General features: G+C 69.9%; 8 protein-coding genes. 3 read left to right on the top strand and 5 right to left on the bottom strand.

All coding sequences use genetic code 11. The features are described 5' to 3' along the window. Positions 1–68: 68 nt before the first annotated feature. Entirely contained in the window at positions 69–1,463 is a 1,395-nt protein-coding gene (locus tag AB0B50_RS05220) for an amino acid permease (RefSeq protein ID WP_362326823.1), read from the top strand. A 62-nt stretch (positions 1,464–1,525) separates the two neighbouring features. Here AB0B50_RS05220 and AB0B50_RS05225 read toward each other — a convergent pair whose 3' ends face one another. After that, entirely contained in the window at positions 1,526–3,160 is a 1,635-nt protein-coding gene (locus tag AB0B50_RS05225; protein WP_362325846.1) for a DUF6345 domain-containing protein, read from the bottom strand. Between the two features lie 311 nt (positions 3,161–3,471). On the opposite strand from AB0B50_RS05225, the gene AB0B50_RS05230 reads away from it, so the two are divergent. Further along, a complete protein-coding gene (locus AB0B50_RS05230; RefSeq protein WP_362325849.1) occupies positions 3,472–3,897 on the top strand; it encodes an OsmC family protein in 426 nt (141 codons plus the stop codon). A 205-nt stretch (positions 3,898–4,102) separates the two neighbouring features. Beyond that, on the top strand, positions 4,103–6,001 hold the full coding sequence (gene dnaK / locus AB0B50_RS05235; RefSeq protein ID WP_362325852.1) for a molecular chaperone DnaK: 1,899 nt from the start codon (positions 4,103–4,105) through the stop codon (positions 5,999–6,001). Between the two features lie 9 nt (positions 6,002–6,010). Here the strand turns inward: dnaK and narI are convergent, their stop codons facing one another. The 4 genes from narI to AB0B50_RS05255 are packed head-to-tail and all read right to left on the bottom strand — an operon-like array spanning position 6,011 to position 12,592. After that, complete coding sequence (gene narI, locus AB0B50_RS05240; protein WP_362325855.1) at positions 6,011–6,736, bottom strand: respiratory nitrate reductase subunit gamma; 726 nt, start codon at positions 6,734–6,736, stop codon at positions 6,011–6,013. Continuing rightward, a complete protein-coding gene (gene narJ, locus AB0B50_RS05245) occupies positions 6,733–7,311 on the bottom strand; it encodes a nitrate reductase molybdenum cofactor assembly chaperone (protein ID WP_362325858.1) in 579 nt (192 codons plus the stop codon). The genes narI and narJ overlap by 4 nt, the downstream gene beginning before the upstream one ends. Then, positions 7,308–8,909, bottom strand: a complete 1,602-nt coding sequence (gene narH / locus AB0B50_RS05250) for a nitrate reductase subunit beta (protein WP_362325861.1) — start codon at positions 8,907–8,909, stop codon at positions 7,308–7,310. Before narH ends, narJ begins: the two co-directional genes overlap by 4 nt. Then, positions 8,909–12,592, bottom strand: coding sequence for a nitrate reductase subunit alpha (locus AB0B50_RS05255; protein ID WP_362325864.1), 3,684 nt, complete (start codon positions 12,590–12,592; stop codon positions 8,909–8,911). Before AB0B50_RS05255 ends, narH begins: the two co-directional genes overlap by 1 nt. Positions 12,593–12,729: the final 137 nt, after the last annotated feature.

Here is a 12,729-nt window from a genome sequence, read left to right on the forward strand (position 1 = left end):
CCGTCGTGCCCGACCATGGCATCCGCCCGGCGATCCCGGGCGCGTGGCACGACGAGAGGCACGACCCCATGCACCACACCGGAACCGCGGCCGATCAGCCGGCTCCGGCCCCTGAGCAGGGGAAACCCGCCGAGGCGCAGAGCCGGCACTCCCGGCGCTTCGGGCTTCCGATCGCGACGTGCCTCGTCATGGGCAACATCATCGGCGGTGGCATCTTCCTGCTCCCGGCCTCCGTCGCGCCGTTCGGCACCGTCAGCCTCGTCGCGTTCGCCGTCCTGACCGCGGGCGCCATCGCCCTCGCGCTCGTCTTCGGGCGGCTCGCCGAGCGCGACCCGCGCACCGGCGGTCCTTACGTCTACGCCCGCGAGGCCTTCGGCGACTTCGCCGGGTTCCTCGCCGCATGGTCGTACTGGATCACCACCTGGGTGTCCAACGCCGCGCTCGCCGTCGCCGCCGTCGGCTACTTGGACGTCCTGATCCCGGTCAACGACCACAAGTGGACCGCCTGCCTGGCCGCGCTGGTCCTGCAACTGCTTCCCGCGCTCGCCAACTTCGCGGGCACGCGGTACGTCGGGGCCGTCCAGCTGGTCGCCACCGTCCTGAAGTTCCTGCCACTGCTGCTCGTCGCGATCGGCGGGCTCTTCTTCTTCGACAGCGCCAACCTCGGGCCCTTCCAGGCGAGTGACGACAGCCCGCTGGGGGCCGTCTCCGCGGCCGCCGCGATCCTGCTCTTCTCCTACCTCGGCGTCGAGTCCGCCGCCGTCAGCGCCGGCGAGGTGCGCGACCCGCGGCGCAACGTCGGGCGCGCCACCATCCTCGGCACCCTCGGCGCCGCCCTGGTCTATCTGCTCGGCACCCTCGCCGTCTTCGGGACCGTCGCGCACGACAAGCTGGTGACCTCCACCGCGCCGTTCTCGGACGCCGTCGACGTGATGTTCGGCGGGTCCTGGGGCGGCACCGCGGTCGCCTTCGCCGCGCTGATCTCGATGGTCGGCGCCCTGAACGGCTGGACGCTGCTGAGCGCCCAGACGCCGTACGCGGCCGCCAAGGACGGGCTCTTCCCCGCTGCGTTCGGCAAGAAGAAGCGCGGCGTGCCGACCGTCGGCGTCCTCGTCACCGTCGTCCTCGCCTCGCTCCTGACCGTCTACAACTACACGGCGGGCTCCGGCGGCGTCTTCGAGTCGCTGGTCCTGATCACCACGTTCACGGCGACCGTGCCCTATCTCCTGGCCACCGCCGCGCAGATCTACTTCCTGGTCTCCGGGCAGCGCGAGCGCGTCAACCGCGGGCGTCTCGTGCGGGATTCGGTGCTCGCGGGCGTCGCGTTCGCGTTCTCCATGTGGCTCGTCGCCGGGTCCGGCTACGCGGCCGTCTACCAGGGCGTGCTGTTCCTCTTCGTCGGCGTCCTCGTCTACGCGTGGATGGCGGCCCGCAAGCAGCGGGCCGCCACCTCACAGGGCTGATCCGTTCCTCAGGGCGGGCCGCCCCCTCCGCCCCCAACGGCGGGGGTGGCCCGCGGTCGCGCCTACCTCGCCAGCGGCGCGACGACCCAGCGGCGTGTCTTGAACATGCCGTCCTGCGGACCGATCTCGATCAGCTTGCGGGCCGCGGGGTAGGCCTCGTTGCCCTCCATCTCGTAGCCGACCTCGAAGGTGCCGGGGACGTCCCGGACCTCGGGGGCGCGCTGCGCCGCCGCGCCCTTGCCGCCCTCGTCGCCCGCGGACGACGCCATGAGGTGGGCGAGCAGCCGCTTCTGCGCCGCGTCGAGCGCCTTGCGCGGGTCGCGCTCCAGCGGGGCCGCAGGCGCCTTGCCGCCCTTGGGCGGAGGCGGCGAGACCTCGGTGCTCGGCTCGCGCGTGACGCCGGTTGCCTCGCGGGTCGCGATCTGCGACTGGACGACCGTGCCGTCGTTGTCGAGACCGACGCGGATCAGGCCGCGGCCCGGGGTGATGACGGGCACGCCGTCGAAGACCTGGCGGAACGTCACATGCGTCTCCAGGGAGACCGGGCGGCCGACCTCGGAGCCGTCCTTCGTCCCGGAGTTCTGCATCAGGTCGTGCACGCTGTCGACGACCAGCTGGGCGCCGTCCGCGTACCGCTCGGCGAACGCGCGCGCCGCGTCGACGGCACGCTGGGTGGGCAGCTGCTGGGTGTTGCGGTGGTTGCCCTCGGCGAGCCTGACCCAGCGCACGCCCTGCGGGCCCGTGGAGACGATCCGGTCGCCGGAGGTCGCGTTGAGCACGCCCTGCCGCTCGACCTGCACGTCCTGCAGCGCGGCCGAGGGGAACTCGGCCAACTGCCCGATCCTGGCGAGCTCCGCGCTCGGGTCGCGGGGCGCGAGCTGCACGATCTTGTGCTGCCCGGGGAGCTGGGCGAGCGGCTCCCTGACGCCTTCGCGCGCGTTGTACCAGCGCCACGCGTACCAGTTGTCCGGCACGTGCTCGCGGAAGAAGTTCCGCTCGGTGTTGAGGCGGTTGGTGGCCTCGGCCTGGGTGGCGCCGACCGCACACACGGACGGGGCCTGGCCGTGGTAGATGTCCCAACTGGCGTTGAGCCACGCGTCGCAGAACGTCTGTCCGGCCCGCCACTTCTCCCAGAACTTCTTGCCGTAGTCGGGACTGTCGATGCTGACGGTCTCGAAGCCGAAGATCATCCGGAAGCCGATGTTGGGCCCGGCCCAGGTGCGGATCGGGGAGTGGCCCGACAGGACGCGCAGCGAGGTGCACGTCGACCAGAAGACGTAGTTCGCCTTTTCGTTGCCGAGCGCCATCCGGTTGGAGATGGCGTCGCTGCGGCCGTCCCAGACGCCGCCGAGCGGCGCGAAGAAGACGCCGTTGCCGTCCATGCCGCCGTGGCCCGAGTGGTAGACGGCGACGACCGCGTCCATGCCGTAGCGGTCCTGCCAGTTGTCGTACGTCTCCTCGTACGCCCACACCTGCGCGCCGCCGTCGGCGAACCAGAAGTTGCGGTCGTAGAACTGCTGGAGGTACGCCAGCCAGCCGGTGGCGTCGGCGTGTGTGTGGGAGAGCGGTGACTGGTTGACGAACTTCTGGATGCTGAAGGCACCCCACCAGCCGAAGGTCGAGTCGCGGGTGCCCGCGGCTCCCGGCTTCTCCGGTTCGAGCGGGGACGGACCGTGGTCCGAGTAGTTGATGCGCATGGCCATACCCCCTGGAAGGATCTCCTCGTTCCGTGCGCGAGGGGGCCTCAAAGTGTCACCGCCGACGCGGGTTGCCCAGTTGTCATTCCGGCCATTGGGCCCCTGTCACGGACCTGTTCCCGCACCTCAGGGGCCTCTGTGGCGCGGCGTCGCACACAATGTGTTCGTATCGGCAGAGCCGTACCTGCGCACGCCGCTCGAACACATCGCGTGCCGGGCGGGGGCCCGCGCGGCCCGTTTTCATCCGGAGTGTGATCGGATGGGGGGCACGGAACTTCCGATCACGGAACCGCACTGAAGGGAACTGCATCGTGGCAACCACGCGCTCCGCCCACACGGTCTGGGAGGGCTCTCTGACGGAGGGCTCGGGCACCGTCACCTTCGACTCCTCCGGCATCGGGGAGCAGGCGGTGTCCTGGCCGTCGCGCGCCGAGCAGGCGAACGGCAAGACCAGCCCGGAGGAGCTCATCGCCGCCGCGCACTCCAGCTGCTTCTCCATGGCGCTGTCGCACGGCCTCACCGGAGCGGGCACCCCGCCCACCCGGCTCACCACGTCCGCCGACGTGACCTTCCAGCCCGGCACCGGCATCACCGGCATCCACCTCACCGTCGAGGGCACCGTGCCGGGTCTCGACGAGGCCGCGTTCGTGTCGGCCGCCGAGGACGCGAAGGCCAACTGCCCGGTGAGCCAGGCCCTGACGGGCACGACCATCACGCTTTCGGCCAAGCTGGCCTGAGGCCGCGCCTGCCTGTCGCGCCTGTCTGTCGCGCGTGTCTGTCGCGCGTGTCGACGATGCCGTCGCCTCTTCGGGGGTGGCGGCATCGTCGCGTCCGGTCAGTATCACCTCCGGGCATTGACAAGGTCTCGCTCAAGTTTTGTGATGGGGAGTGGAGTAGACCTGGAAACGGGGGACTTGGGCTCGCGGCGGAAGGGACTGGACCATGGCACGTGCGGTCGGGATCGATCTCGGGACGACGAACTCAGTGGTGGCCGTGCTGGAGGGAGGTGAGCCCACCGTCGTCGCCAACGCCGAGGGCGCGCGCACCACCCCCTCGGTCGTCGCCTTCGCCAAGAGCGGCGAGGTCCTGGTGGGCGAGGTCGCCAAGCGGCAGGCGGTCACCAACGTGGAGCGCACCGCCCGCTCCGTCAAACGACACATGGGCGACGGGAGTTGGCGCTTCCCGGAGAGCGGATCCGTGGACGGCACCCGCTACACCGCGCAGGAGCTGTCCGCGCGCGTCCTGCAGAAGCTCAAGCGCGACGCCGAGTCCTACCTCGGCGAGGACGTCACCGACGCGGTCGTCACCGTGCCCGCCTACTTCGACGACACCCAGCGCCAGGCCACCAAGGAGGCGGGCGAGATCGCGGGCCTCATAGTCCTGCGCATCATCAACGAACCGACCGCGGCGGCCCTCGCGTACGGCCTGGACAAGGGTGACGACCAGACCGTGCTCGTCTTCGACCTCGGCGGCGGCACCTTCGACGTATCGCTCCTGGAGATGGGCGAGGGCGTCATCGAGGTCAAGGCCACCAACGGCGACACCCAGCTGGGCGGCGACGACTGGGACCAGCGGATCGTCGAGTACCTCGTGCGGCAGTTCAAGAACGCGCACGGCGTGGACCTCGGCAAGGACAAGATGGCCCTCCAACGCCTGCGCGAGGGTGCAGAGAAGGCGAAGATCGAGCTGTCCTCGTCGAGCGAGACGGACGTCAACCTGCCCTACATCACGGCCTCGGCGGAGGGCCCGCTGCACCTCGCCGAGAAGCTGACGCGCGCTCAGTTCCAGGAGCTCACCTCGGACTTGCTCGATCGCTGCAAGCAGCCCTTTCACCAGGCGGTCAAGGACGCCGGCGTCAAGCTCTCCGCCGTCGACCACGTGATCCTGGTCGGCGGCTCCACGCGGATGCCCGCGGTGACGGAGCTCGTCAGGGAGCTCACCGGCAAGGACCCGCACAAGGGCGTCAACCCCGACGAGGTGGTGGCGCTCGGCGCGGCCCTGCAGGCCGGAGTGATCCGCGGGGACGTCAAGGACGTCCTGCTCCTCGATGTGACGCCGCTGTCCCTCGGTATCGAGACCAAGGGCGGCATCATGACCAAGCTCATCGAGCGCAACACCACGATCCCCACGAAGCGTTCGGAGACGTTCTCGACCGCGGAGGACAACCAGCCCTCGGTCGGCATCCAGGTCTTCCAGGGCGAGCGGGAGATCGCCGCGTACAACAAGAAGCTCGGCGTCTTCGACCTCACCGGGCTGCCGCCCGCGCCGCGCGGCGTCCCCAAGATCGAGGTCACCTTCGACATCGACGCCAACGGAATCATGCACGTCTCGGCCAAGGACCAGGCCACGGGCCGCGAGCAGCGCATGACGGTGACCGGCGGCTCCGCGCTGCCCAAGGACGACATCAACCGCATGGTCAGGGAGGCCGAGGAGCACGCGGAGGAGGACCGCAAACGCCGCGAGGCCGCGGAGACCCGCAACCAGGCCGAACAGCTCGTCTACCAGACGGAGCGGTTCCTGCGCGACAACGCCGAGAACATGGCGCGCGTCCCCGCGGCCACGAAGGCCGAAGTGGAGTCCGCGGCGGCCGAGTTGAAGGACCTGCTCAAGAACCGCGCCGACGACACGGCGGCCCTGCGGGCGGGCGCGGAGAAACTCGCCGCGGTGAGCCAGCAGATGGGCCAGGCCATGTACGCGAACATGGGCGACGGAGCCTCGACGGACCAGCCGCCGCAGGACTCCGCAGCCGAGGAGGGCGTGGTGGACGCGGAGATCGTGGACGACGAGAAGGAGGGCAAGGACGGGCAGGAGGGCAAGGGAGGGCAGGAGGGCAAGGGCTGACGCCCCGCGTCACGACCCCGTCCGCTCCCAGCCCCGCCGCTCCGGCCGCGCCCCCACCCGCTTGGGGTCCTTGCTGCGGTAGACCACATACGGCCGGAACAGATACTGAACCGGCGCGCTGAACATGTGGACGAGCCGGGTGAAGGGCAGGAGCGCGAAGAGCAGCATGCCGATGACGGCGTGGATCTGGAAGGTGAGCGGGACGCCCACCATCAGGTCCACGTCGGGCTGCAGCGTGAACAGGCTGCGGGCCCAAGGGGCGATCGTCTCGCGGTAGTTGTACCCCTCGTCGAGGCCGGAGTTGGTCAGTTTGGCCCACATGCCCATCACGATCGCCGCGAGCAGCACGACGTACATCACCTTGTCGTTCGCGGTGGTGGCGCGGAACACCGGCGCCTTCGTGCGGCGGCGGTAGAGCAGCATCAGGATGCCGAGCACCGCGAGCGCGCCCGCGGCCGTTCCTCCCCACAGCGACAGCTTGTGGTACGCGCTCTCGGTCAGGCCGATCTTGTCCGTCCACGACTCCGGCACGAACAGGCCCATCAGATGGCCGACGAGCACGAACAGGATGCCGTAGTGGAACATCGGCGAAGCGATGTTCAGGAGCTTGGACTCGTAGACCTGCGAGGAGCGCGTCGTCCAGCCGAACTTGTCGTACCGATAGCGCCAGATGGTGCCCGCGACGAGCAGGACAAAGGCGATGTAGGGGAGGGCGCCCCACAGCAGCGTGTTCATGAGGGTCGCTCCCCGATGAGTGCGAAGGGTTCCAGGCCGACGTCCTCGCGCGGCGGCCCCGAGCGGGCCAGCTCCAGCGCCTGCGCGCGGTCCTTGGGCGAGGGCCCGGGCAGCGTCGCGCACACCGCTTCGACGACCGCCGCGTACGGCGTGCCGAAGTCGCTCAGCGCGAGCCGCAGCAGTTCGAGGCCGCCGCGGTGCTCGGTCAGCAGGACGGGACCCGCGTGCGCGGAGAACTCCAGGACCGCCGGCAGGAAGTCCGGCAGCTCCTCGTCGCTGAACTCCAGGCCGTGCGCGCGGTAGACCTCCTTGAAGCGGACCAGGGCCATGCCGCGCCGCCGCGTGTCGCCGTCCCGCCACCAGCTCAGGTACAGGCTGTGCCGGTTCTTGAAGTCGAAGACCTGGACGTAGTGGGCGGCGAGCTCACGCGGGTCGGTGGCGGCCGCGTACGCGAGGAAGCCGTCGAACCGCGGCGGTGCCGCGGCCTTCAACAGGGGCAGCCGCTCGTGGAACTCCTCGTCCGGGTAGGCGAGGCACAGCGCGGCGGCCTGATAGAGCACGGCGTGTTCGTTCATCGCTCCTGCTCCTCCTCGGTGTCGGCGGTCTGCCGCTTGCGCAGCGCGTGGAAGTTCTCGATGGTGACCAGCGGCAGCTGCCTGCGTCCCGAGTCCTGGCCGAACGGCCCGTCGCCGCCCATCCCGGGACCGTCCTCGTAGTCGAGGCTGCACGAGTCCGGCAGCGCCGACTCCTCCAGGCGCTGCGCGTCGGCGACCGCCGCGGTCGGGATCACGTACCGGTCCTCGTACTTGGCGATGGCCAGCAGGTGGTACATCTCCTCGATCTCGGGGCCCGACATGCCCACCGACCCGGCGACCGAACTCTCGGGCCGGTCACCGAGGTTGATGGCCCGCATGTGCGCCCGCATCGCCGCCAGCTTCTCCAACGAGGAGCGGACCGGTCCCACGTCGCCCGCGGTGAAGATCTCCGCCAGGTACTCCAGAGGGATGCGCAGCGTGTCGATCGCGCCGAAGAGGTTCGCCGCGTCCTCGCCGTCGTGGCCGGTCTCGTTCAGCGCGTCCACCACCGGCGACAGCGGAGGGATGTACCAGACCATCGGCATGGTGCGGTACTCCGGGTGCAGCGGGAGGGCCACCCTGTACTTGCTGATCAGGGCGTGCACGGGGGAGCGGCGCGCCGCCTCGATCCAGTCGTGGGCGATCCCGGCCCGCTCGGCCTCGCGCCGCACCTCGGGGTCGTCGGGGTCGAGGAAGACGCCCAACTGTGCCTCGTACAGCTTGTGTTCATCGGGTTCGGAGGCCGCGGCCGTCACCTTGTCGGCGTCGTACAGGATCACGCCGAGATAGCGCAGCCGGCCCACGCACGTCTCCGAGCAGACCGTGGGCAGACCCACCTCGACGCGCGGGTAGCACAGTGTGCACTTCTCGGCCTTGCCGGTGCGGTGGTTGAAGTAGACCTTCTTGTACGGGCAGCCGGTCACGCACTTGCGCCAGCCCCGGCAGTGGTCCTGGTCGACCAGGACGATGCCGTCCTCCGACCGCTTGTACATCGCGCCGGACGGGCACGACGCCACACAGGCGGGGTTGAGGCAGTGCTCGCAGATGCGGGGCAGATAGAACATGAACGTCTGCTCGAAGGCGAACTTCACCTTCTCCGCGGCCTGTTGACGGGTCTTGGTCACCATGGGGTCGAGGTCGCCGTACTGCGGGGCACCGCCGAGGTTGTCGTCCCAGTTCGACGACCACTCGATCTTCATCGGCTTGCCGGAGATCAGCGACTGCGGCCTGGCCACCGGGTAGTCGTCGCCGAGCGGGGCGTCGGTGAGGTTCTTGTACTCGTACGTCCAGGGCTCGTAGTAGTCCTTGATCTCCGGCAGCTTGGGGTTGGAGAAGATCTCCAGGAGCGACTTGATGCGCCCGCCGTTCTTCAGCTTCAGGGCGCCGCGCCTGTTCAGCTCCCAGCCGCCGCGCCACTTCTCCTGGTCCTCGTAGCGGCGCGGATAGCCCTGTCCCGGGCGGGTCTCGACGTTGTTGAACCAGACGTACTCCATGCCGTCGCGGTTGGTCCACGCCTGCTTGCAGGTGACCGAGCACGTGTGGCACCCGATGCACTTGTCGAGGTTCATCACCATCGCGATCTGAGCCATGACCCTCATCAGTACGTGACCTCCTGGCTGCGGCGGCGGATGACCGTCACCTCGTCGCGCTGATTTCCCGTGGGGCCCAGGTAGTTGAACGCCCACGACAACTGGGCGTAGCCGCCGATGAGATGGGACGGCTTGAGGATGAGACGGGTCAGGGAGTTGTGGATGCCGCCGCGCTTGCCTGTGCTCTCCGCCTTGGGGACGTTCACCGTGCGCTCCTGCGCGTGGTGCATGTAGACCGTGCCCGCCGGCATGCGGTGCGAGACGATCGCCCGCGCCACGACCACGCCGTTGCGGTTGACCGCCTCGATCCAGTCGTTGTCCTTCACGCCGATCGCGTCCGCGTCCCTGGGCGCCATCCAGATGGACTGGCCGCCGCGCGAGAGCGAGAGCATGAAGAGGTTGTCCTGGTACTCGGAGTGGATCGACCACTTGTTGTGCGGGGTGAGATAACGGACCGTCACCTCCTTCTCGCCGTCCGGGCCGAGCCGTGGTTCCCCGAAGAGCCGGTTCATGTCCAGGGGCGGCCGGTAGACGGGCATCGCCTCGCCCAGCTCGTGCATCCAGTCGTGGTCGATGAAGAAGTGCTGGCGTCCGGTGAGGGTGTGCCAGGGCTTCAGATGCTCGGTGTTGAGCGTGAACGCCGTGTATCTGCGCCCGCCGGACTCGCTGCCGCTCCACTCCGGCGAGGTGATCACCGGGACGGGCGCGGCCTGGGTGTCGGCGTACGTGATGCGCTTGCCCTCGTGCTCGGCCGCCAGGTGCGCCATCTGCTGGCCGGTGCGCGCCTCCAGGGTGTGGAAGCCCTGGGTGGCGAGGCGGCCGTTGGTCGTGCCGGACAGGGCGAGGATCGTGTTGGCCGCCTTGACCGCGGTGTCCAGGGCGGGCCGTCCGTCGGCGGGGCCGCCGCGCACCACGCCGTTGCGCTCGCGCAGGTCCTCGACCTCCTGGTCGGGGTGGAAGGCGATGCCCTTCACCGGCAGGCCGAGCTGCTCCACGAGCGGGCCGAGCGAGGCGAACTTCGCGCCGATCGCGGTGTAGTCCCGCTCGACCACCGTCAGGCCCGGCATCGTCCTGCCCGGGATCGGCTCGCACTCGCCCTTGCGCCAGTCCAGGACGATGCCGCCGGGCTGCGCCGTCTCGCCCGGGGTGTCGTGCTGCAGGGCGGTGGCGACGACGTCCTTGCGTACGCCGAGATGGTCGACGGACAGCTCGCTCAGCCGGTCCGCGATGGCACGGAAGGTGTCGAAGTCGGTGCGGGCCTGCCAGGGCGGGTCGACGGCCGGGGTGAAGGAGTGCACGTAGGGGTGCATGTCCGTGGTCGACAGGTCGTGCTTCTCGTACCAGGTGGCGGCGGGCAGGACCACGTCCGACAGGAGCGTCGAGGACGTCTGCCGGAAGTCGAGCGAGACGAGCAGGTCGAGCTTCCCCTCGGGCGCCTCGTCCCGCCAAGTGACCGTCGAGGGCCGCTCGTTGGGCTCCGCCTCTGCGGCCCGCAGTGAGGAGTGCGTGCCCAGCAGATGCTTGGTGAAGTACTCGGCGCCCTTCGCGGACGAGCCAAGCAGGTTCGCGCGCCACAGCGTGAGGACCCGCGGCCAGTTCTCGGGGGCGTCGGGGTCCTCGCAGGCGAACTTCAGGGTGCCCGCCTTGAGTTCGTCGACGACGTTGGCGACCGGGTCGCCCGTCGTCGCGCCCAGGTCGAGGGAGTTGCGGTCGAAGGTCGGGTACGACGGCATCCAGCCGGAACGCGCGGACAGGGCCAGGCAGTCGGCGCCCGTCATCCCCGCGAAGCGGCCCTCACCGAGCGGTGAGGACAGGACGTCCGCCGCGAACTTGTCGTAACGCCACTGGTCGGTGTTGAGGAACCAGTAAGCGGCGCCGATCATCTGCCGCGGCGGCCTGCTCCAGTCGTTGGCGCTCGCCAGCGTCGCCCAGCCGGTGGAGGGGCGGCACTTCTCCTGCCCGACGTAGTGCGCCCAGCCGCCGCCGTTGCGGCCTTGGCAACCGGTGAGCTGGAGCAGCGCGAGAAACGCGCGGTAGATCGTCTCGGAGTGGAACCAGTGGTTGGTCCCCGCGCCCATCAGGATCATGCAGCGCCCGCGCGACTTCTCGGCGGTCGCGGCGAACTCCCTTGCGATCTTCACGCACTTGGCGGCGGGCACGGAAGTGTGCACCTCCTGCCAGGCGGGGGTGCCCGGCGCGGCCGCGTCGTCGTACGAGGCGGGCCACGCGCCCGGCAGCCCCTCGCGCCCGACGCCGTACTGCGCGAGCAGCAGGTCGAAGACCGTGGTGACCAGCGGCCCTTCCTGCCCGCCGAGCCGGGTCGCGGGCACCCCGCGCCGCACGACCTCGCCGCGGCCCTGGCCGTGCGTGCCGCCCTCGGTGTCGAAGCGGGGCAGCAGGACCTCGACGCCCGCCGCGACGTCCGCTCCGTGGAGGGTCAACAGCGGCTTGATGGAGCCCAGTTCCAGGTTCCACTTGCCCTTGCCCGACTCCGTCCAGCGAAAGCCCAGCGAGCCGTTGGGGACGGCCGGCTGCCCCGTCGTCTCGTCGAGGACCGCCGTCTTCCACTCGCCGCCCTCGCCGTCCTCGCCCAGATCGGAGGCGCGCAGGAACTTCGCGGGCACGTACGCGCCGTCGCGCTCGGTCAGCGTCACCAGGAAGGGCAGATCGGTGAACTTGCGTACGTAGTCGGTGAAGAAGTCCGTCGAGCGGTCGACGAAGAACTCCTTGAGGATCACGTGCCCCATCGCGATGGCGAGGGCCCCGTCCGTGCCCGGATGCGGATGCAGCCACTCGTCGGCGAACTTGGCGTTGTCGGCGTAGTCGGGCGCCACGACCACGACCTTCTGGCCGCGGTAGCGGGCCTCGGCCATCCAGTGCGCGTCGGGCGTCCTGGTGACGGGGACGTTCGAGCCCCACATCATCAGATACGCCGCGTCCCACCAGTCGCCCGACTCCGGTACGTCGGTCTGGTCGCCGAACACCTGCGGCGAGGCGACCGGCAGGTCCGCGTACCAGTCGTAGAAGGAGAGCATCGGCGCGCCGATCAGGCCCATGAAGCGGGCCCCCGCCGCGTGCGACACCATCGACATCGCGGGGATGGGGGAGAAGCCGGCGACGCGGTCGGGCCCGTACGTCTTGATCGTGTGGACGTGCGCCGCCGCGACGATCTCGACGGCCTCGTCCCAGCTCGCCCGCACCAACCCGCCCTTGCCGCGCGCCTGTTGGTACGTCCTGCGGCGCTCCGGGTCCCCCTGGATGTCGGCCCAGGCGAGGACAGGATCCTTCAGGCGCGCCTTCGCCTCCCGGTACATCTCCAGGAGCACACCGCGCAGATACGGGTAGCGCACGCGCGTGGGGGAGTACGTGTACCAGGAGAACGCGGCGCCGCGCGGGCAGCCGCGCGGCTCGTACTCGGGGCGGTCGGGACCCACGCTCGGGTAGTCCGTCGCCTGTGTCTCCCAGGTGATGATGCCGTCCTTGACGTACACCTTCCACCGGCAGGAACCGGTGCAGTTCACGCCGTGCGTGGAGTTCACGACCTTGTCGTGGCTCCAGCGGTCCCGGTAGAAGGTGTCCGCGTCCCTTCCCCCGGTCAGCGACACGCTGTGCAGGTCGGGGGCGGCGGTGCCGCGCCGGAAGAACTTCCCCGCCCGCAGCAGGGCGGCGGCGGGCTCGGTCGTCTCTGTCACCGTGGAGCTCCCTAGGTCTGCCTCCCATCGAACCTAGGTGCGGCGGCTCCGGGGCACCTGCTGGCAGCCGCCGTACGGGTTGCGGACGGGCGGGACGGGCATTACCTCGCACGTAATCGACCAGGTGGCGCGGGCTC

Origin of the sequence: Streptomyces sp. NPDC041068 (assembly GCF_040647455.1) — a bacterium.
Taxonomy (GTDB): domain Bacteria; phylum Actinomycetota; class Actinomycetes; order Streptomycetales; family Streptomycetaceae; genus Streptomyces.

Excerpts from the sequence above, each read along its gene's own strand:
- AB0B50_RS05220 (WP_362326823.1), top strand. The coding sequence starts at position 69 with ATGCACCACACCGGAACCGCGGCCGATCAGCCGGCTCCGGCCCCTGAG.
- AB0B50_RS05225 (WP_362325846.1), bottom strand. The coding sequence starts at position 3,160 with ATGCGCATCAACTACTCGGACCACGGTCCGTCCCCGCTCGAACCGGAG.
- dnaK (WP_362325852.1), top strand. The coding sequence starts at position 4,103 with ATGGCACGTGCGGTCGGGATCGATCTCGGGACGACGAACTCAGTGGTG.
- narI (WP_362325855.1), bottom strand. The coding sequence starts at position 6,736 with ATGAACACGCTGCTGTGGGGCGCCCTCCCCTACATCGCCTTTGTCCTG.
- narJ (WP_362325858.1), bottom strand. The coding sequence starts at position 7,311 with ATGAACGAACACGCCGTGCTCTATCAGGCCGCCGCGCTGTGCCTCGCC.
- narH (WP_362325861.1), bottom strand. The coding sequence starts at position 8,909 with ATGAGGGTCATGGCTCAGATCGCGATGGTGATGAACCTCGACAAGTGC.